Annotated in this window: 16 protein-coding genes; 5 read left to right on the top strand and 11 right to left on the bottom strand. The window is 62.8% G+C overall.

Translation table 11 applies throughout. From position 1 onward, the window contains the following. Positions 1 to 38: 38 nt before the first annotated feature. Complete coding sequence (locus tag F3W81_RS14785; RefSeq protein WP_193079891.1) at positions 39 to 983, top strand: dihydrodipicolinate synthase family protein; 945 nt, start codon at positions 39 to 41, stop codon at positions 981 to 983. A 152-nt stretch (positions 984 to 1,135) separates the two neighbouring features. Beyond that, positions 1,136 to 1,522 carry a DUF302 domain-containing protein gene (locus tag F3W81_RS14780; protein WP_193079890.1) on the top strand — a complete coding sequence of 129 codons (387 nt, stop codon included), beginning with the start codon at positions 1,136 to 1,138 and terminating at the stop codon, positions 1,520 to 1,522. A 9-nt stretch (positions 1,523 to 1,531) separates the two neighbouring features. On the opposite strand, the gene F3W81_RS14775 is transcribed toward F3W81_RS14780, so the two are convergent. The 11 genes from F3W81_RS14775 to F3W81_RS14725 form a co-directional block, all read right to left on the bottom strand. Then, entirely contained in the window at positions 1,532 to 2,602 is a 1,071-nt protein-coding gene (locus F3W81_RS14775; protein WP_193079889.1) for a D-alanine--D-alanine ligase family protein, read from the bottom strand. Between the two features lie 87 nt (positions 2,603 to 2,689). After that, positions 2,690 to 3,391, bottom strand: coding sequence for a glutathione S-transferase (locus F3W81_RS14770; RefSeq protein ID WP_193079888.1), 702 nt, complete (start codon positions 3,389 to 3,391; stop codon positions 2,690 to 2,692). A 116-nt stretch (positions 3,392 to 3,507) separates the two neighbouring features. Beyond that, positions 3,508 to 4,554, bottom strand: coding sequence for an ABC transporter ATP-binding protein (locus tag F3W81_RS14765; RefSeq protein WP_193079887.1), 1,047 nt, complete (start codon positions 4,552 to 4,554; stop codon positions 3,508 to 3,510). Positions 4,555 to 4,558: 4 nt separating this feature from the next. Then, the gene (locus F3W81_RS14760; RefSeq protein WP_193079886.1) at positions 4,559 to 5,764 is read right to left on the bottom strand and encodes a carbohydrate ABC transporter permease; all 1,206 of its coding nucleotides are present in this window, start codon (positions 5,762 to 5,764) and stop codon (positions 4,559 to 4,561) included. A gap of 28 nt (positions 5,765 to 5,792) precedes the next feature. Further along, positions 5,793 to 7,043 carry a carbohydrate ABC transporter permease gene (locus tag F3W81_RS14755; protein ID WP_193079885.1) on the bottom strand — a complete coding sequence of 417 codons (1,251 nt, stop codon included), beginning with the start codon at positions 7,041 to 7,043 and terminating at the stop codon, positions 5,793 to 5,795. Positions 7,044 to 7,071: 28 nt separating this feature from the next. After that, complete coding sequence (locus F3W81_RS14750; RefSeq protein ID WP_193079884.1) at positions 7,072 to 8,430, bottom strand: ABC transporter substrate-binding protein; 1,359 nt, start codon at positions 8,428 to 8,430, stop codon at positions 7,072 to 7,074. A gap of 453 nt (positions 8,431 to 8,883) precedes the next feature. After that, positions 8,884 to 9,861: a GGDEF domain-containing protein gene (locus tag F3W81_RS14745; protein ID WP_193079883.1), complete on the bottom strand. Its 978-nt coding sequence runs from the start codon at positions 9,859 to 9,861 to the stop codon at positions 8,884 to 8,886. Then, positions 9,854 to 10,099 carry a hypothetical protein gene (locus tag F3W81_RS14740; RefSeq protein ID WP_193079882.1) on the bottom strand — a complete coding sequence of 82 codons (246 nt, stop codon included), beginning with the start codon at positions 10,097 to 10,099 and terminating at the stop codon, positions 9,854 to 9,856. Before F3W81_RS14740 ends, F3W81_RS14745 begins: the two co-directional genes overlap by 8 nt. Positions 10,100 to 10,217: 118 nt before the next feature. Next, positions 10,218 to 12,503: a malto-oligosyltrehalose synthase gene (gene treY / locus F3W81_RS14735; RefSeq protein WP_193079881.1), complete on the bottom strand. Its 2,286-nt coding sequence runs from the start codon at positions 12,501 to 12,503 to the stop codon at positions 10,218 to 10,220. Beyond that, positions 12,503 to 14,302, bottom strand: a complete 1,800-nt coding sequence (gene treZ / locus F3W81_RS14730; RefSeq protein WP_193083908.1) for a malto-oligosyltrehalose trehalohydrolase — start codon at positions 14,300 to 14,302, stop codon at positions 12,503 to 12,505. Before treZ ends, treY begins: the two co-directional genes overlap by 1 nt. Before the next feature lie 54 nt (positions 14,303 to 14,356). Next, a complete protein-coding gene (locus F3W81_RS14725; protein WP_193079880.1) occupies positions 14,357 to 15,997 on the bottom strand; it encodes an alpha-amylase family glycosyl hydrolase in 1,641 nt (546 codons plus the stop codon). A gap of 263 nt (positions 15,998 to 16,260) precedes the next feature. Here F3W81_RS14725 and glgB point away from each other — a divergent pair, with 263 nt between their 5' ends. The 3 genes from glgB (at position 16,261) to glgA (ending at position 21,323) form a co-directional block, all read left to right on the top strand. Continuing rightward, positions 16,261 to 18,465, top strand: coding sequence for a 1,4-alpha-glucan branching protein GlgB (gene glgB, locus F3W81_RS14720; RefSeq protein WP_193079879.1), 2,205 nt, complete (start codon positions 16,261 to 16,263; stop codon positions 18,463 to 18,465). Positions 18,466 to 18,544: 79 nt separating this feature from the next. Next, positions 18,545 to 19,816 (top strand): glucose-1-phosphate adenylyltransferase, encoded by a 1,272-nt coding sequence (gene glgC, locus F3W81_RS14715; protein WP_193079878.1) that lies wholly within the window; start codon positions 18,545 to 18,547, stop codon positions 19,814 to 19,816. Between the two features lie 34 nt (positions 19,817 to 19,850). Next, on the top strand, positions 19,851 to 21,323 hold the full coding sequence (gene glgA, locus F3W81_RS14710) for a glycogen synthase GlgA (protein WP_193079877.1): 1,473 nt from the start codon (positions 19,851 to 19,853) through the stop codon (positions 21,321 to 21,323). The last annotated feature ends 54 nt before the right edge of the window (positions 21,324 to 21,377 follow it).

The raw sequence follows: 21,377 nt of genomic DNA, 5'->3' as shown, positions 1-21,377 counted from the left end.
GCCCCCTGCGCCCTGCCCTAACCTAAGGACCAAGCACCATGACCGACAACATCTTCACCGGCTCGATCCCCGCCCTGATGACGCCCTGCACCCCCGATCGCCAGCCCGACTACGACGCCCTCGTCGTCACCGGCAAATCGCTGATCGCGGCGGGCATGTCCGCTGTGGTCTATTGCGGCTCCATGGGTGATTGGCCGCTGCTGACCGATGACCAGCGCCGCGAAGGCGTCGCCCGCCTTGCCGCCGCCGGTATCCCCGTTGTCGTCGGCACCGGCGCCGTGAACACGAAAGAGGCCGTCGCCCACGCCGCCCACGCCGCCGAAGCCGGTGCCAAGGGCCTGATGGTCATCCCCCGCGTGCTGTCGCGCGGCACCTCTGTGTCGGCGCAAAAGGCGCACTTCAAGGCCGTACTCTCTGCCGCGCCCGACCTGCCTGCGGTGATCTACAACAGCCCCTACTACGGCTTTGCCACCCGCGCCGACCTGTTCTTTGCCCTGCGCGCCGAACACCCCAACCTGATCGGCTTCAAGGAATTCGGCGGCGCGGCGGACCTGCGCTATGCGGCTGAAAACATCACGTCCGAGAGCGATGACGTCACCCTGATGGTCGGCGTCGACACCAACGTCTTTCATGGCTTCGTCAACTGTGGTGCCACCGGCGCCATCACCGGCATCGGCAACGCCCTGCCCCGCGAAGTCCTGCACCTCGTCTCGCTCTGCAAGAAAGCCGCGACCGGCGACGCGAAAGCCCGCGCTCAGGCGCTGGAGCTTGACGCCGCCCTCGGTGTGCTGTCGTCCTTCGATGAGGGCGCGGACCTCGTGCTCTACTACAAACACCTGATGGTGCTGGAGGGCGACGCCGCCTACACGCTGCACTTCAACGAAGACGACGCCCTCTCGGCTGCGCAGCGCAACTACGTCGAAAGCCAGTACCGCCTGTTCAAGACCTGGTACGCGGACTGGAGCGCCTCCAACCCCGCCTGAGCTTGGCACTGATCCAAAGCAAGGTCCGCCTGCTCTGCTGCCGTTACACCGGTGGCAGACAGGACGGACCTTGTCACATTCCCGAAATGGAATACCTCTGTCTCCGCTGCAGGACGCCCCTGCCCCTCGTACCTCTCAAGGACACACGGAACATGAGCTATACCCTCGATCGTCAGTTCACCGGCGCTGATTTCAAAGACATTGAAACCCGCACCCGCGCCGCCCTCGCCAGCATGGGCTTTGGCGTGCTGACCGAAATCGACGTCGCTGCGACGATGAAGAAAAAGCTCAACGCCGACCTCGCCCCCTATGTCATCCTCGGGGCCTGCAACCCCGGCATGGCGCTTGAGGCGATCGGGATGGAGCCGCGCGTCGGCGCCATGCTGCCCTGCAACGTGATCCTGCGCCAGACCGACACCGGCGTCGAGGTCAGCGCGATCGACCCCGTCGCCTCGATGTCGGCCATCGACAACGACCCGCTGAAAACTGTCGCGCGCCAAGTGCGCGACCTGATGCAAATGGCCGTCGACGCGATCTGACAGGGGCGCTCAGCCCCCCGCCTGAAACCGCGCAATGCCATGTGCGATCAGGCGGCTGATCACCTCGCCATAAGGGACGCCGCTGACCGCCATGACCTTGGCGTACATGCTGACATCGGTGAAACCGGGGATGGTGTTCAGCTCGTTCACGATCAGCGCCCCATCCGGCAGCAAAAAGAAATCGACCCGCGCCATGCCATCGCAACCGACCGCGCGAAACGCCTCGGCCGCTCTGGCGCGGATATGCGCCTCCTGCGCTTCGGGCAGATCCGCAGGCACCCGCAGATCCGCGCCATCGGCGTCGATATACTTGGCGTCATAGGTATAAAAGGCATGGCCCGCCCCCGGCACGATCTCTCCGGGGCGCGACACGATCAGGGTGCCGTCCGCCTCCTCCAGCACCGCGCATTCCACCTCGCGTCCGGCCACGAAAGCCTCGGCCAGCATCTTGCGATCCAGCGCAAAGCCGCGCTCCAATACCTCGTGGTACTCCACTGCGTTGCTGACCTTGCCGACCCCGACCGACGACCCTTGGGTCGCGGGCTTGAGGAAGAACGGCAACCCCAGCTCCTGCGCCAGCACCTCGAACGCCACCGGCGCGTCCGCCCGCAGCGTCACCGCGCGCGCCACCGGCAGGCCCGCCCCGGCCAACAGCCGCTTGGCCATTTCCTTGTCCAGCGCATTGGCCGAGCCGAGGATGCCGCAGCCGACCAGCGGGATCTGCGCCACCGCCGCCACGCCCGGCACCGCGCCATCCTCGCCCCACTGGCCATGCAGCACCGGAAAGATCGCATCGACCGGCGCCAGCGCCGACCCATCAAGGCAGACCACCTGCCCGCGTCCACCCGGCACCGGACAGATCGCCGCGCCCGCCACCGGCAGGCTCAGCGCGCCGTCGACAAAATCGCTCAGCCGCCAGACGCCGTCGCGCGCGACATAGACCGGCACCGGATCAAATGCCGCGCGATCAATCGCGGCCATCACGTTGGTCGCGGATAGAATGGAAACCTCATGCTCGTCAGAGCGGCCGCCGAACAGGATCAGGATCCGCAGGCGTTTCGTGTCGGGGGTGCGGGTCATCTCAGCCTCAATCAGGTGCGTTTTCGCGACGATAGGGGCAGGGTCCGGCACCCACAAGCGCAGCGCCGCAGATTCAGGTCCAGCGTCTCAGCTCCGCAGAACCCGGCGCAGGGACTCCTCGATCTGGCCACCGCACCAGACCTCGCCATAGGCGGCATCGCTCTGGCGGATCAGCGCGGCCTGTTCCGGCAGCGCCCTGATGCGGTCCGTCAGGCCCGCGATGCCGGGGGCCTCCGCGTCAAGCATCCCGCGCAGCGGCGCGAACCGCGCCGTCATGGTGCCCCAGAGCGTCGCGACGACCAGATCCGCCAGACCCGGCGCGTCGGTTCCCAGAACATAGCCCTCGCCGGCACTCAGCCCGTGCCGCGCGCCGACCTCTTCAAAGATCCCCATCCAGCGCGCCAGACGCGGCAAAAACTCCGCCCAGGCCTCATCGCTCCAGAACTGCGCACCGTTGTAGCGCGTCATTTCATAGAGCACGTCATTGGCGTCGCAGATCACCTTCAGGCAGATCGCATGCGTGTCCGGACAGCAGCCCGTCAGCCGATAGACCTCGCCCAGATAGCTCAGGATCGCGGGCATCTGCGACAGGGTGCAATCGCGCTGATGATCCACCAGCACCGGCGGCCCCATATGCGGCAGCTTTTGCGCGGCAGGATCCGAGGCACGCTGCGCGAAGGTCTCGTCGAACCCGGCCTCGTCCCAGCTGGCCCCGACATGGGCGAGAGTGGCGCGCACGAACTGGCCGCGAAACGGGATCGGCCAGTAGTACAAAGTGAAATCGGCCATGCCTTCTCCCTTTCAAAATCGCACCGTTCATTTACCGACGCAATACCGACCAGATACCGACACCCCGATCTGGCCGTTTTCAGTGATCTGGCGGCCCCCTCCGGACCGCGCTCAGCCTAGCGCAGGGTTTGCCCGTTGGCGTCAAAAAAGCTCATCATGGTGCGCTCAAACCGCAGGCCGCAAACGGCGCCGGGGCGCAGCACCGTATTGCCGATCACCCGCACCGTCAGACGGCCCAGAGGCCCCCCGTCACAGACAAGAAATGTATCTGCGCCAAGGTATTCCACCACATCCAGACGCACATCGCAGTCGCCCTGACCGGCTGGCAAAACCTCAATATGCTCCGGCCGGATGCCAAGGTGGACAGCGCCTTCGGGCGCGTTTTCATCGCCACGTCCGCCCTCGATGCTCCAACGCCCGCCCGTCGTCGTGCAGGGCATGACGTTCATCTTGGGCGAGCCGATGAACTGCGCCACGAACAGGTTCGCAGGCCTCTCGTACAGCTCCCTCGGCGTGCCGACCTGCGCGATCCGCCCGGCGTCCAGAACGACGATCCGGTCCGCCAGAGTCATCGCCTCAACCTGATCGTGGGTGACGTAAATCATCGCTTTTTCAAGGCGTTGGTGCAGCTTGGCAATCTCGTAGCGCATCTCGACCCGCAGCGCCGCATCAAGGTTGGACAGCGGTTCGTCGAACAAAAATGCCGTCGGGTCCCGCACGATCGAACGGCCGATCGCCACCCTTTGACGTTGCCCGCCGGACAGGTCCTTGGGGCGGCGTTCCAGCATTTCTTCCAGCTTCAGCACCTCGGCAGCCGCCCCGACCTTGGCGTCGATCTCGGCCTTCGGAGCCCCGGCAGTTTTCAGGCTGAAGCCCATGTTCTCGGCCACCGACATATGCGGGTAAAGCGCGTAACTCTGGAACACCATCGACAAGCCACGCTGGCTCGGCGCTTCGCTGGTGGCGTCGCGCCCTGCAATCATCAGCTGACCCCGGCTGATCTCTTCCAGCCCACCGATCATGCGCAGCAGAGTGGACTTGCCACACCCCGAAGGGCCGACGAAAACCACGAACTCGCCAGCGTGGACCTCAAGGTCGATGCCCTTGATGACCTGCACCGGGCCGTACCATTTTTCGACTGCTTTCAATGTGATAGCACTCATCGGCTTATCCTTTCACAGATCCCGCGGTTAGCCCGCGTGTCATGAACCGCTCCAACCCGAGGAACAGCGCCATGATCGGAACTGTCGCGATCACGGCCCCGGCCATCAGGTGCTGACGCGGAATTTCCGAGGAGTTCAGGCTGGCGATCCCCCGGGTCAGAGTGAACTTCGACGGGTCATCCAGCAGCATAAAAGCCAACAGGAATTCGTTCCAGGCGATCATGAAGACATACAGCGACACCGACGCCAGAGCGGGCAGGGACAGCGGCAAGGTGATCTTCCAGATCACCGCAAGGCGGCTCAGCCCGTCCATCAGACCGGCTTCCTCGACCTCCGCTGGCAGGCCACGAAAGTACCCCTGCAGCATGTAGAGCGCGACGGGGATGGTGGTGACGGGGTAGATCATCACGATGCCAAACAGCGTGTTGCGCAGGCCCGCCATCGAGAAACCGATATAGATCGGCAGCGCCAGCACGATCATCGGCACCATGTAGATCAGCAGCACCGAGCGCGACATCATCGTGCGTCCGCGAAACCGCAACCGTGCCACGGCGTAGGCGCCCGGGATCGAAAAGGCTAGCGTGATCAAGACGGTAAGCACCGAGATGAAGAAGCTGGTCATCAGGTAGCGGCCAAAGTTGTACTTGGTTAGCAGCTCTCTGTAGCTGTCGAACAGACCCCAGCCGCGCGACAGGTCCAGGCTGAAATCCAGCGGGTTCTGCAGCAGCGCCTGCTGGCTTTTCAGGCTGGTCATCACCATGACGTAGAAGGGGATCACCACGATGGCAGTAAAGAACACATAGCCGAACCCGGTCAGGAAACGGATCACGGCGGCCTCGAATTCATGCCGGGTCAGAGCACTGCTCGGCAGGCCTCCGGTGATCGCTGCCATGCCGAGGCCGAGTGCGGCCCCGCCGAAAAGGGCCGTCAGAACAACATGTAACAGCTCAGCCTCGGCCCGAACCGGCGGCAGGCCGACGAAGGTCAGCAGGGCGTAGAGCGCGACGCCAAGCGCCACTGCGCCCCAGCGGCCCACCAGCACGGACCCCGCACCGCAGATCAGCCCGGCCAGGATGAACCCGATGATCCCGGGGCGAAACCCGTCGCCGGTGGCAAAGCTCATCGCGACGGCGACGGTCACCGCCATGGTGAAGGACCAGAGCACGCCGAGGGCCGCGCCGGTCAGATATCCGGTTCTCAGGCTCTGCATGCAGGCCTCCGATCTTGGGGCGATTGAGTCACAGACCTTCCTCCCGGCTCATGACGTGGAAGAAGAAGATGCTGAAGATCGTCAGGCAGAGGAAGATCACCACCGCCACCGCCGCGCCCGCGCCGATATTGGCAAGGTCGAAGGCCTGTTCATAAACGCTGACTGTCAGCACCCGCGTCCCGGCATTGCCGCCCGTCAGCAGGAAGATGTCGTCGAACTTGTTGAACGTCCATATGAATCGCAGCAGGAACAGCACCGACAGAATGCCCAGAAGCTGCGGCAGCGACAGGTAGCGGAACTTCTGGAAGGGCGAGGCGCCGTCCATATCGGCGGCTTCGTACATGTCCGTGTCGATGGACTGCATCCGCGCCAGAATGAACAGAAAGCTCAGCGGGAAATAGCGCCAGACCTCGAACAGGGTCACCATGATCAGCGCGAGGGGGCGTTCGCCGAAGAAGTTGATCGCGCCTTCGCTGACCCCCATGCGGATCAGCAATGCATTGGCCGAGCCGGAAAAAGGATCAAACAGCGTCACCCAGGTAAAGGCGACGGCGATCACGGGGGCGACGTAGGGAAACAGGTAGAGACCGCGCAGGATGCCTTGGCCCTTGAAAGAACGGTCCAGCAACAGCGCCGCGAACAGGCCCACCACCAGCGCCCCGGCGGTGCCGAAGAAGGTGTAGAACAGGGTCACGCCAAGCACGCGCCAGAACTCGCTGCCGTCAAACACACGAGCGAAGTTCTTCAGAGAAAAATTGAGGTTTGTCAGGATGTTGGGGGCGGTTCCAGTGATCGTCGGTTCGGAGCCCTCAGCCGCCGCTTCCAGCGCGTCCTCGTCGCCCTGACCGGTCACGGGGATCGCGACACGGGTGCGAAAGCCGCCCTCGATATCGCCGAAATCACAGGTGATCGCGGGGCCATCGGCGACGCAGGGGGCCTCGGGCTGGCCATTGAAAGACAGGCTGTCGGGCAGGGTATCTGTTAGCACGACGCCGGAAACGGTCTGATCCTGCGAGGAGTTGCGCAGGCTGTATTCGATCCGCATCTTGTCGCCAGAGCCACGCAGGCTTTCGCGCACCACCGGCGCAGGTGGGCGCAGATCGGCCAGCGTCACCGGCTTGAACGAAATCCAGAAGATCGCCAGCAGGGGCAGGATCACGACCAGCGAGACCGCGGCAAGCGTTGGCGCCAGCAATTGCCAGGCCAGTCGGGCTTCGCGCCGGGCCAGTGGGCCCCGGCCGCGCGGCGGTTGTGGTGCGGAGGTAGGGGCGCTGCTCATGCCGCGCCCCTCTTGGTACGGGTTTGCATTACTGAACCTTGGCCAGCTCTTCGTTCATCACTGCGACGGTGTCTTCAGCCGAGCGCTGGCCATCGATGAACTCGCGTACATAGCGGTTGATGATCTGGGTGTTCACGATCTGGGACGCGAGGGCGAGCTGACCATCCTCAACCCCCCAACGCTGTGCGACATCAAGGCCACCGACGATTTCGTCAATCATGTCAGCGGAGTAGAGATCCCCCAGCGGCGCCTTGCGATCCACGCCCACGTCCAGCTTGGCCCATCCATCAGAGAACTTGGTCGGCTCTTCTGCGGTGCCGCGACGGATCGGGAACTTGCCCTCGGGCGCGATCGCCAGGGTATTCATGTAGCCTTCGTTCATCGAAAACTTGACGAAATCGATGGCATTGTCGATGCCGGCATCGACCGTGATCCCGAACATGTTCATCTCGGCCCATGCGGCACCGTCCGGATTGGAGGGGCCGGCAAAGTTGGTGACGATCCCGGTTTTCGACGCGAGTTCCGCAGAGGTGGGATCATCCGTCATTGTTGGCGGGGCGCTGTCACGCAGGCCGGCAAGCTCGTCCAGAATGAACGGCGACCAGATGATCATCGCGGCGTCACCCGCAAAGTAGACCTCGCGGGATTGCTTCCAGTAGAGATCACCGGGGGGCGAGGCATCGGCGATGGTCTTGTAGAAGTTCAGCACTTCGACGGTTTTCTTTTCGTCCAGCGGCTGCAAGCCATCGGGGCCGACCGGGCTGACACCATTGGCGAGGAAGACATGTTCCAGAACCTGGCTCATGAAATTGTCATCAACCTTGGTGGCGGCGACAAAGCCATACATCTCCGGCGGGTTGCTGAGGGCCTCGACGGCCTTGGTGACTGCGGCGTAAGTGGTTGGCGGCTCAAGGCCTTTTTCTTCGAACAGATCCTTGCGATAGAGGATCATCTGAGTCCAACCGTCGACCGGAACCGAGGCGACGCCGCCGTCAAAGGCAGCCATTTCCAGTGCGCCGGGGGCGAAAGTGTCCTTGCCCAGATCCTCGACCACCTCGGTCGCGGCTTCGGTATCCAGAAGGCCTGCTTCGGCCCAGGGCAGAGCATACTGCAGCGTGTGGTAGATCACGTCCGGCAAATCGCCAGCAGCAAAGGCGGCGGTGGCGCGGGTGCCCAGATCGCTTTCGGTGACCGGGATGACAGCGACGGAAATGCCCGAGGCCTCCTCGAAATCAGCGGCGAGTTGTTCCTGACGGGCCAGCCGTTCGGGCTGTTCCTCGGTCGTCCAGAGGCGCAGGTCCTGCGCGGCAACGGCCTGGCCGAGACATACCGCCAAAGCGGTGCTGAGTAGCGCGGTCGCGTAGGCGCCGCGGGGGCGAAGTGACATCATGTGATCCTCCCGATCGTCTTTGCGTTCTACGGCAGCGCCATTTGAAAATGGCGTGGCCCGGCCGGAAAAGTGGCGCTCCTGTAACCGGGTCATACTGCAATATTCATGCGGGGCGGGCACTTGGGTGCTTCTTATCCCGGTCCGTCAGGCGCGGTTAATGGACGCCAACGCCTGTATTGAGCGGGGTGATGGGCGACAAGTCAACCTTTGGGAGAGGCAAATAACAGCCCAAAGCGTGCTTGGCTCTGCGGATCAGTCGCGAGGCAGGTGGGCCCTTCAAGGATTTTCTGCGCCGCCCGCTCACGCAAAATGCGCAAGATTGGTAGCGTTCGGTCAGGCTTTTGGCAAAATCGCACGGATCAGCTGGGCGTCGCATGCCCGCGCTTCGTCCGTGGGGGAATGAGTGTCAAATAGCTTAATAAGTGTGCACTTCTGGTTTCCGGGCGTGTTTCAAGCGACGCGGCAGAGGTTGCGACCGTCCGTCTTGGCTTTGTACAGCAAGGCATCGGCCAATCGCAGACCGGCCTCGACGCCTTCGATATAGGGGGGCACCTCGGTGATGCCGAAACTGGCAGTTGCGCGCACCGGTGTGCCGTCCAGATCAAACGAGGTTTGCGAAATCCGATCGCGCAGCCGCTCTGCCAGTGCCGCCGCTTCGACAGAGTCCGTCACGGGCAGGAAAATGGCAAATTCCTCGCCGCCGATGCGGGCAAAAAGATCGGCTTCACGCAGCGTCTCGAAACAGGCCTGCGAGATGGCGCGCAGAATTCTGTCGCCGGCGGGATGGCCATGGGTATCGTTGATCCGTTTGAAATGATCGACATCCAGCAGCACGATCGAGGAGGGCTGACCATTCCGGCGGCACCGCGCGATCTGAGTCTCGACGGCTTCCATCCAGCCGCGCCGGGTCATGGCGCCGGTCAGCGAGTCGCTCATGGCGATCTGGCGCAGCTCCAGTTCGTTCATCACGAGGCGGGAGAAGTTCGTCATGATCGCGACGTCTGCGGCAGAAAACTGCCTTGGTACCGTATCAATGGCGCAGAGCGCCCCGAGATTATAGCCATCCGGAGTTTCAAGCGGGATGCCCAGATAACTGCGCACGCCCGGCTCGCCCAAGACATAGGGATAGTCGCGAAAGCGGGCGTCCTGCGTTGCGTCCTCTACGATCAGGGCCTCGTGGGACTGGATGGTATGCGTGCAAAAGGAGACTTCGCGCGGGACTTCTGTAACCTGCAACCCGAGAACCGATTTCAGCCAAAGCCGTTCGGCATCGACAAGAGTGACAGTTGCGATAGGCACATTCAGCACGGAACGGACGAGTTCGGTAATCCTGTCAAAGGGTTCTTCGCGTGGCGTGTCGAGCAAGCCTGCGCGCCTCAGGGCGGCAAGACGACCCTGCTCGTCATTCAGTTTGCGTCGTTCATCCATTTTGTGCCCTTATCGCCAGAACAGTCGTAATCAATTCATCGCGGTACGAGGCACAGGCCGTTTCGATGGTTGAGCGGACCTGCTGTTCCGACAATCCGGCGTTTACCATCGACAAAGCGAGATCCAGAAGGATCTGGTTCTGCTTGTCGACACTGGCGCGCAGGGGTTCGGGTACTTTCATGTCCCCGATTGGCTTCATTGCCATCTCGACAGTCTTGATCTGTTTGGAATGCGGCATCTTGCACACCCTTGGTCGCTTTTACCTGCGCGACGTTAATCGAACTCACACCGAATCTGATAACACGGACCACTTTGTCAGAGCAACGATGCGGAACAAACCTTGTGGGGCAATGCGCTCAGTCCGGCATATGAAAGTGCAGCGTCACGGCATTTTCGCAGGGAAGTTCTGGATTGAGGGTCAGCTGGAGGGATGCGCCATCCGTTGAATTGCGCCGCAGGGTGATGCCCTTAGCGCTGGCGTCGATGTCGAAATCGCCGCTCAGAAACAGGGAGGGGGCCGCCTTGCGCGCAGCCAGCAACTGCGTCAACAGCCTCGCCTTTTGCCCGTCGAACCCGCTTTGGGTTGGCAGGGTGGAGAGGTGGAGCAGGTCGATGGGCCGCCGGTTGTCTGGGTCGGTCAGATCCAGAGCGGCACCCTCCGTGCCCCGGTAAATATCCGGCAGTCCGGGCATGGTGCACTTCAGGGCCAACTGGCAGAGCGACAGTGCCTCGCCCAGAGCGCAAAGCCGCAGCAGGGCGGCGGGCGGCGCGCCCTGCCACTCTCGCATGAGGGCCTCGGCAAGCGCACAGACCGGGTCTTCGATCGCGGCATTTGGGTAGGGCCAGAAGGTGACCTGCTTGGCCTCGCGCAGCGCCTTCCTGAGGTGCTCTGCCAGACGTGGCCCCAGATCGCTGCCCTGAAGATCATCTGTAGCCCGCCAGATGGCAAGCGCGCTTTGCGCCAGCAGCCACAGCGTAGCGGGCGCAATACCGGCCGCATCGGGGCGCAGGGTGATCGACGAGAGAAGAGCCAGAAACGCCTCCGGATCATGGCTGGTTGCCACAAGGCGCATCCGGGCATCTTCGGATCGTTTGGTGTCATGAGAGGAGGTCAGCGTCAGCGCGCCGGGCCAGTGTTGCAGCCGGTCCTGACAGAAGGCGGCAAAGGCTTGCGTGCTCATGGTTGGGGCATCGGGGTCCGCACCCACCTCATTCGCGGCGAGGTAGGGCATGTAGCGAAAGCCAGCGGTGTCCTCGTGCGCCTTGGCCAGCAGAGCGCCGGTGACCTGCTGAAACCGCACGCGCAGGTTTTGCGCCGGGCTGGATGTGCCGCCCGCGATTTCCGTCCCCAGAATGCGCAGCACCCGGTCACTGCGCAGCTGGGTGGCGGCACGATCCACAACATCTTGCCACAGCGCCAAGTCCTCAGGCCGAGGAGGGGCGTCGGTGAAATAGGTGCGATACCGCGGCATCTCGATCAGCAGGGCGATCAGCACTTCACGCAGGGTTTCGCTGCCGGTCTCAAGATGCGGCAGTTCGGCCACCAGAGCCCGCGCCAATGCGATAAGCTGAGCCAGTTCTGCCGACAGCTCCAGACGGATGACCTCCTGCTTGGCCGTGCGCAGGGCGCTGTGGAAATCGCCGCTGCCGCCGGTCGTTTCACCCCAGGCCATCTTGAGCCGAGCGACACCCTCGGGCTGGCTGAGCACCGCTGCAATGGCGCGCCCGGCCTCATATCCGGTGGTGCCCACGACGGGCCAGTCTGTGTCGAGCCCCTCGTCCCCGGTCAGGATCTTTTCCACCCAGACCGGCGTGCCGGGCAGACGCGCTGCAAGTTGGTCGATATAGGCACCGGGATCGGCCAGCCCATCGACATGATCGACGCGCAGGGCCTGTACCAGACCCCGGTCAATCAGCGCGAAAGTCAGCGCATGCATGTCCTCAAACACCTGCGAGTCTTCTATCCGCATCCCGATCAGCGAGGTCACGTTGAAGAAGCGGCGGTGCGAGAGGTGATCACGCTCCATCTCCCAATGGACCAGCTGCCAGTGCTGCTTGTCGTGCAGGCTGCGCAGTGTGGCGATATCCAGCACCCCGCGCGTCAATCCCTCACAGGTGTCAGGGTTCAGCGGGACAGACAGCCCGGCGAGGTGCAGAACAGGGCCGTCCGGGTCGTCGGCCAGTCTGGCTTCCTCGCGCGAGATCACCGTCTCAAAGGAGGCGCCGAGCATGGTCAGGCGCATCCGTTCGGCCCAGTCGATGTCGAAATGCCGGGCGAACCGGCTATCGGGGCCATAGCGCAAGGCATCCCGCAGCCAGAGGTTTTCAAAGCTGAGCGCGGTGTGGTTGGGCACGATGTCGATCACCACCGATAGACCATGCGCATGCGCGCTGTGTGCCAGCCTCTCGAACCCATCATCGCCGCCGAGCGACGGGTCGATCTGATCCGGGCGGGTCACGTCATAGCCGTGGGTCGACCCGCTCTGCGCGGTGAATATCGGGGACAGGTAGAGGTGGCTGATGCCGAGATGTGCGAGATGGGGCAGCCAGTCCTCGACCACCGCGAAAGTGACGCCGTTGCGCAGCTGGATGCGATAGGTTGCTGTGGCCGTGGCGAGGGCCTCGGGAAGTCCTTGCGCCATCACGAGACGGACCGGATCTTGACGGCAAAGGCGAATGCGTCTGTCGCGATATTGCCGACCGCAATGTCGGGCTCGGAAATCGGCTTTGCGGGGGTGTCAGGCGGTGCGCCGAGGTTTGCCTGTATTTGCAGACTGCCCGCGGCAAAGTGCCAGTGCGCGGCGAGGCTGAGCGGACCTGTGGCCTGTGCCTCGGTCGGGCTTTGCTGGGCCGAACGGGTCAGCGGCAGGATCTGGCGCTGGCGCAGGCTCAGCAGCCGCGCCGTCCAGTCGCGCCATCTGGCCTGCCGTTCCGCCGGGCCGAGGTAGGGGCGAGAGGCGTCGAAGGTTCCCCGCGCGATGGGGTCGGGCACCTGACCGCTGAACGAAGAAAACCGGGCGAACTCTGCCTGCCGCCCGTTGCGGGTGGCGCTGGCGAGGGGTTCGGGCAGGTCGGCGAAAAAGCAGAAAGGTGCCATCTCGCCGACCTCTTCGCCCATGAATAGCATTGGAACAAAGGGAGTTGTCAGCAGCAGAGCGTGGGCGATCCAGGCCGCATCCTCGCCGACGAGGCTGATCAGCCGCTCGCCCCGCGCGCGGTTGCCGACCTGGTCATGTGTCTGGTTGGAGTTGACGAAGGCAGTGACCGGCAAATGCGCCGACGGGGTGCCACGCGGCGCGGCACCGGCGGGGCGGGCCTGTCCCTGATCGACCTGACCTTCGCGCAGGGCCAGCAGCAGATCGTCCATGGGGGCGACTGCAAATGGCGCGTAGTAACTCTCGTTCTCGCCGGTCAGCAGGCAATGCAGGGCGTGGTGGTAGTCGTCGTTCCATTGCGCGTCGAACAGGTCAGCGCTGGCGTCGATGGGCCATGTCAGGTTCCGCTCATCTTCCAGCACCAGCCAGACGGTGCGCGAACCGGCCGCGGCACGGGCTGTTGCCGCGATTTCGCGCAGCATTTCGGGCGTTGTCGGGTCCTTGATCTGATGCGCGGCGTCGATGCGAAGTCCGTCTATGTGAAACTCACCCATCCACATTGCGACGTTGGAGAGGAAGAAATCGCGCACTGCGGGGCGGGTATAGTCGATCCCGGCGCCCCAGGGGGTGTTGCGTTCCGGGTCGAAGAAAGCGGGTGCGATTTCGTGCAGATAGGCACCGTCAGGGCCAAAGTGGTTGTAGACGACGTCCAGAATCACAGCGATCCCAAGGGCATGGGCGGCGGCGATAAAGGACTTCATCTCAGCCGGTGTGCCATAGGCGGCATGGGGGGCGAAGGGCAGGACACCATCATATCCCCAACCCTGATGGCCGGAGAACTGAGCGACCGGCATCACTTCGACCGCCGTAACTCCGATGTCGGCCAATCCTTGAAGACGCTTCTCTGCAGCGCAAAAGGTGCCCTCGGGGGTGAACAGCCCGATCTGGATTTCGAGGATAACAGCCTCTTCCCAGGGGCGACCAGTCCATCCGGCCTCCGAGAGGGGCCAGGTGTAAGCGGAATCGACCAGAACAGAGGGGCCGTGCACGCCCTGCAACTGACGGCGAGAGGCTGGGTCGGGGCGCAGGCCAGACCCGAGGTCAAAACCATATGTGGTATTCTTTGGGGCGGAAAACTCAAGAATGTGGGTGCCGTTCGCGCCGGAAGTCATCGCCATGCGCTGGTCGTCGAGGAGCAGCGTCACCGCGGATGCCTCAGGCGCCCAGAGCGTCGCGTGCCAGCGGATCTGGCCTGCGTCGTCCTGTCCGACCGGATGCACACCCCAGTAGGTGCCACGAGGTTTTGCGATGGATGGGTCGGCGGAAGCAGTCTTTGGCAGGCCCATCTGATCCATCATAAACCTCAGCAGTTAAAAGGTTTTAGCAGCATTTTTGTGGTCTCAGCCGGCATCTGAATCGGTCACGAAGGCCCAGCCATTCGCGCCGAGAGACAACAGATCATCACCAAGGCTCGCCGCCTGAGACGGCCCGACGATGGTGCCCTTGCAGGGAACCTGCTGCGGTGATGTCGACAGGTTGAACACACAATCGAGCCTTTTCGCACCCTCGCCACGGGTGAAGCGCAGCACTGGATCAGGGGCTTCGGTAAAGTGCATCTTGCCATGGTCCAGTGCCGGGGTGGCGCGACGGTAGGAAATCATCTGTCGGTAATGCGTCAGTATCGAGGCGGTGTTTGCCTCTTGCAGATCCACCGCCCGGGCGGCTTGCGGCGGCTTGACCGGCAGCCATGGCGTGCCCGTGGTAAACCCGCCCTGAGCATCCTGCGCGACCCAGACCATCGGCGTGCGACAGCCATCGCGGCCTTTGTTGGCGGGCCAGAAGCGCAGCCCGACGGGATCCGTCAGCTCTGAATAGAGAAGGTCCGTTTCGGTCTGCCCCAGCTCTTCTCCCTGATAGAGGCAGATGGAGCCCTCAAACGCCAGCAGCAGCGAAATCGCCTGGCGCGCCAGCGCATCATCGCCACTGTCCTTGGCGGCCCAGCGGGTGGCGTGGCGCACGACGTCATGGTTGGACATCGACCAGAGCGGCCAGCCGTCCGGCGCCCCCTCCCAGAAGCCATCGATGACTTCGCGAAAATGCGCAGGCGTATAGTGGTCGGACAGCATGTCGAAGGAATAGGCCATGTGCAGCTTGTCGCTGCCCGAGGTGTATTCGCCCATCAGCTCGATCGCCTGATCGGTATCGCCCACCTCGCCCAGCAGCATCCGGTCGGGAAACTCGTCCGTCAGGGCGCGCATCCGGCGCAGGAAGTCGACGTTCTCGGGGCGGCTCTTGGAATAGAGGTGAAGCTGCCAGTCGTAATGGTTCACAGGCGGCTTTTCGGTGCCAAAGGACTTGGCGGGGTTATCGCGCAGCTCGGGGTCGTAGAAGAAATAGTTCACGGTATCGAGACGGAAGCCGTCGACGCCGCGTTCCAGCCAGAAGCGCATGGCGTCCAGCACTGCCTGTTGCACATCGGGGTTGAGGTAATTGAGGTCGGGCTGCTCGGCCAGGAAGGAATGCAGGTAGTACTGCCGCCGCTCACCATCCCATGTCCAGGCCGGGCCGCCGAACACCGAGGGCCAGTTGTTGGGGGGCGAACCGTCGGGTTTCGGGTCTTTCCAGACATACCAGTCGGCACGCGGGTTGTCGCGGCTGCTGCGGCTTTCGACAAACCAGGGGTGCAGGCTGGACGAGTGGTTCATCACCTGATCGACGACGACCTTGAGCCCGAGGTCATGGGCGCGGAGGATCAGCGCTTCGAAATCCGCAAGGGTGCCGAACAGCGGGTCGATATCGACGTAATCCGAAACGTCATAGCCCATGTCTGCCATCGGCGAGGGAAAGATCGGCGACAGCCAGATGCCGTCGCAGCCAAGGCTCGCCACGTGATCAAGCCGCCGGGTGATACCGGGCAGATCGCCGATGCCGTCGCCATTGTCGTCCTGAAAACTGCGGGGATAAATCTGATAGAGGATCGCACCCCGCCACCAGTCTGGTCCTGTACGTTTCGGGGTCGGGTCGGCTGGACGGTTCGACATGCAGTGTCCTTGGTCAGCTATATTCCGGGGCCTGGCAAGAATCGCAGAGGGTCTGCTTCTCTTGTCAAAAGGATGGGACGGAGAGATTGTGAATACAATGGTTGCGTGTGTGGCGCGTCTTTCAAGGGTGGCGCTGCACAGGTTATGCTGATTTGATCTGCACAAGGCCGGTCCCCGTTTTGCATGTGGGGAACTGCCGGAGGGCGAACGTGTTGGTTCTGCAGGTATGGCCGCGCAGCCGGTTTCGGCGCGATGGGGGGGCAATGAGCAGTAATTCCAGTGAAACAGTACCTTTTACCCCAGATTTCGCCGCGTTTGAGGCTATTCGACAAGGCCGCCACGGGGCGCCCTTTGACATTCTGGGGCTGCATGGCGACACCCTGATCGCGTTTGATCCCGAAGTGGAGCGGATGTTCTGTGTGCCGGACAGCTCGACAGATGTGCTCGAAATGCAGGCAGAGGGCGGGGGTATTTTCACTCTGACGGGTTTGCCTGAAGCGGTGCTTGCCGACGCGGGCTATCGTCTGCGCCTTGCGCGCGCGGAAGGCGACAACGACCGGCATGATCCCTACAGCTTTGCCCCCGTGCTGGGCGAACTGGACGAATACCTGATTTCAGAAGGGCGGCATCTGCGCCTGTGGGAAAAGCTTGGCGCGCGCCCCGTGACCCATCAGGGGGTCGAGGGCACGGTCTTCGCTGTCTGGGCGCCTCATGCCCGCCGCGTTTCGGTGGTGGGGGATTTCAACGGCTGGTCGCCGCTGCGCCATCCCATGCGGATGCGCGGTGTGTCGGGTGTGTGGGAGATTTTCCTGCCCGAAGTTGGCGTCGGGGCCGCTTACAAGTACGACATTCTGGGGCCGGATGGGATGAGCCTGCCGCAAAAGGCCGATCCGGTCGCCTTTGGGTCTGAACATCCACCCGCGCAGGCCTCCATCGTGCGCAGTCTGCCACAGCCGCCTGCACCGGAGGCCCGCGCGGCAAGGGCTGAGCGGCAGGCGGTATCTTCACCCATCTCGATTTACGAGGTGCATCTGGGGTCCTGGCGGCGCAAGGTTGAGGAGGACCGCAGACGGCTGAGCTATGATGAGCTGGCGGTTGAGCTGGTCACCTATGCCGCCGACATGGGCTTTACCCATATCGAGCTGATGCCGGTGTCGGAGTTTCCCTTCGACGGGTCCTGGGGCTATCAGCCGGTTGGGCTTTATGCTCCGACCATCCGCCACGGGACGCCGGACGAGTTCGCGGCCTTTGTTGCGGCGACGCAGGCCGCGGGGATGGGGCTGATCCTGGACTGGGTGCCAGGGCACTTCCCGACCGATCCGCATGGCCTCGGCTGGTTTGATGGCACGCCGCTCTATCAATATGCTGATCCGCGTGAGGGATTTCACCGCGACTGGAACACGCTGATCTACGACTATTCCAAGCGTGAAGTGCGTAACTTCCTGATCGCCAACGCGATTTACTGGCTGACGGAATATAGCGTTGATGGGCTGCGGGTCGATGCCGTGGCCTCGATGCTCTATCGCGATTATTCCCGCCCTGAAGGTGAATGGGTGCCCAATATTCACGGCGGGCGCGAGAATCTTGAGGCGATATCCTTCCTGCGCGAGATGAACGTCGAGACCTATGGCGCGGCGCCCGGCATCATGACGGTGGCGGAGGAGAGCACCTCGTTTCCCGGTGTCAGCCGACCGGTGCACGAGGATGGCCTCGGCTTCGGCTACAAGTGGAACATGGGCTGGATGAACGACACACTGGCCTACATGGGCGAGGATCCGATCCATCGCACCTATCACCATCGCAAGCTGACCTTCGGTCTGGTCTATGCCTTTTCCGAGAATTTCATCCTGCCGATCAGCCATGACGAAGTGGTGCACGGCAAGGGGTCGATGCTGGGCAAAATGCCCGGACCCCCTGATCAGCAGTTTGCCAACCTGCGGGCCTATTACGGCTTCATGTGGGGGCATCCGGGCAAGAAGCTGCTGTTCATGGGCTGCGAGTTTGCGCAGGCGCGCGAATGGAATCACGACATCAGCCTCGACTGGCACCTGCTGGAAGATCCCGCCCATGTCGGAGTACAGGCGCTCGTGCGCGATTTGAACCGCCTCTACCGTTCGGAACCGGCTCTGCACCGCGATGATCTGGGCGGCGCGGTGTTCGAGTGGCTGGTCGAGCATGACTCCGATCATTCGATACTCGCGTTCCTGCGTCGCGCGGAGGAGGGCGACGCTGAGATTGCGGTCGTGTGCAATTTCACCCCCGTCGAACGCAGCAATTACGCACTCCCTCTGCCCAAAACGGGCGTTTGGGAGGAGGTGCTGAACACCGATGCTGAAATTTATGGCGGCGGCAACCGTGGGAACATGGGTTCCGTGACTGCCGAGGCTGTCAGTGGGAACGTGTTGCCCGCGATAGCTGTTATGACTGTACCACCGCTTTCCGTGATCTTTTTGCGGGCCGCGCGGTGACAGGCGACGCCAAATGGCAAGAATGCTTTGTCCTGATTACGTCTTATCAGGACTTTGACTGGCAGGGAGGGTCAGTAAAATGAAACCTATTACAACCCAGAAACTAAGCGCCAGATCGATGGCCTTTATCCTGGCCGGTGGGCGCGGAAGCCGGCTGAAAGAGCTGACGGATACTCGCGCCAAACCGGCTGTTTATTTCGGCGGCAAGATGCGGATCATCGATTTCGCTCTGTCCAACGCGTATAACTCCGGGATGCGCAAGATTGCCGTCGCCACGCAGTACAAGGCGCATTCGCTGATCCGCCACCTGCAGCGTGGCTGGTCGTTTCTTCGGGCCGAGCGGAATGAATACCTCGATATCCTGCCCGCCTCGCAAAGGGTGTCGGAAAATCAGTGGTATCTGGGCACCGCCGACGCCGTGACCCAGAACATCGACATCATCGACAGCTACAAGATCGACTATATCGTCATCCTCGCCGGGGATCACATCTACAAGATGGACTACGAGGTGATGCTGCGCGAACATGTAGATACCGGCGCGGATGTGACCATAGGCTGTCTGACAGTGCCGCGCGCCGAGGCCAGCGCTTTTGGTGTTCTGGCCGTCGACACCAACAAGCGCATCACGGATTTCCTGGAAAAGCCCGCCGATCCACCCGCCATGCCGGGCGCACCGGACCTCGCACTGGCCTCGATGGGGATTTACGTCTTCCGCTGGGATTTCCTGCGCGAGATGCTGATTGCGGATGCCTCTGATCCGGACTCCAGCCATGATTTCGGCAATGACCTGATCCCGCAACTGGTCAGCAAAGGCAAAGCCGTGGCGCATCTGTTCGAGGACAGCTGCGTGCGCACAGGCGAGAACGAGGGCGTCTACTGGCGTGACGTCGGCACGATCGATGCCTATCACACCGCCAATATCGCGCTGACCGATTTCACGCCTGAGCTGGACATTTACGACACCGCCTGGCCGATCTGGACCTATGGCGAGGTCAATCCTCCCGCCAAGTTCATCCATGATGAGGACGGGCGTCGCGGGTCTGCGGTGTCGTCGATGATCGCGGGGAATTGCATCATTTCGGGCACCGAAGTCCGTGAATCCCTGCTTTTCAACGGCGTGCGCACCCATAGCTATGCTGAACTGTTTCAGGTGGTGGCGATGCCTTATACCGTCGTCGGCAGGCGCGCGCGCCTGAGCCGAGTCGTCGTGGATGCCGGTGTCAGGGTGCCGCCCGGGCTCGTGGTGGGCGAAGACCCTGTGGAAGATGCGAAATGGTTCCGGGTCAGTGAGGGCGGTGTGACGCTTCTGACCCAACCGATGGTGGATCGCTGGCTGGCTGAAAATGGGTAATCCATTCGCCTGATGCGAAGCAAAGGATGAGGCGATGACGAGCATTTCGGGAGCGGGCGGTGCCCGGCGGGTCCTGTCGGTAACATCCGAATGTGTACCGCTGATCAAGACGGGGGGCCTCGCGGATGTATGCGGGGCCTTGCCTTGGGCACTCGAGCGTCATGGCTGGGAAATGCGGGTTCTTTTGCCGGCGTATCCCGGTGTTGCGAAAGCGCTCGGCAAGACAGAAGAGGTCTGGAAATCGGCTGATCTGTTCGGCGAACCTGCGACGGTGCGGATCGGCAGGACGGGCCATATGACGGTCCTTCTGCTCGACGCGCCGCACCTTTTTGCGCGCGATGGGGGGCCGTATCTTGATACGCTGGGGCAGGATTATCCCGACAACCCCGAACGCTTTGCCGCCTTGTCCTGGGTCGCGATGGAGATCGCCCGCGACGGTCTGCGCGATGGCTGGCGCCCGGAGCTGGTGCACGCCCATGACTGGCAGGGGGCACTGGCGCCTTTGTACCTGCGTCAGCAGGGGGTGGCCGTGCCCAGCCTGCTGACCATCCACAACATCGCCTTTCAGGGCCTGACCCAGCCGGACCGGCTGGCGGGTCTGAAGATCGACGGTGAGGGTTTCGATGACGGCCCGTTGGAGTTCTATGGCAAGGTCAGCGCTCTCAAAGCGGGGCTGCTGAGTGCGGATCGCGTGTCGACCGTGTCACCACGCTATGCCGCCGAACTTTCGCTGCCTGAGTTCGGGATGGGTCTCGACGGGGTGATTTCTACGCTGGATCAGCCGGTGGTCGGTATCCTGAACGGCATCGACCTCGAGGTCTGGGATCCCGAAACCGACGCTGCCGTCACACCTTATTCCGCAGCGCGCCCCGCATCGCGTGCCAAGAACCGCAAGGCATTGCAGGAGCGGTTCGGGCTTGAGGCGGGATCCGGGCCGCTCGCTGCCGTTGTCAGTCGGATGACCACGCAAAAGGGGCTGGACCTGCTGGCCGAGGTGCTGCCCGGGTATGTTGCGGCCGGCGGGTGCTTGGCTGTCCTCGGGTCTGGCGACAAGGCGATCGAAAAGACGTTTCGCGATGCCGCCGAGCGCTGGCCTGCGCAGGTTGGCATGGCGCACGGCTATGACGAACCCTTGTCACACCTGATGTACGCAGGCGCTGATGCGATACTTGTGCCATCGCGGTTTGAGCCCTGCGGTCTGACCCAGCTCTATGGCTTGCGCTACGGTGCCGTGCCGCTCGTAGCGCCGACCGGAGGGTTGGCGGATACGGTGATCGCGGCCAATCCGGCGGCCCTGGGCGCGGGTGTTGCCACCGGCATCATGATGTCGCGCGTTGACGCGGGGGGGCTGTATGACGCGCTGATGCAGCTGATCACGCTGTATGCCGCCCCGACAACCTTCAAACAGATCCAGAAGAACGGCATGAAGGCCGATTTCGGCTGGGAACGCTCTGCTGGTGCCTATGCCACGCTATATTCCGATATCATCTCCGAGGCGACTGAATGAGCGTAAATGGACGGGACCCGCGTTTGTTCGGGCCAAGTATCGAACGCAGAAGCC

Origin of the sequence: Pseudooceanicola spongiae, from assembly GCF_014899185.1 — a bacterium.
Classification (GTDB): Bacteria; Pseudomonadota; Alphaproteobacteria; order Rhodobacterales; family Rhodobacteraceae; genus Pseudooceanicola; species Pseudooceanicola spongiae.
This window is presented reverse-complemented; position numbering and strand designations above follow the sequence as displayed.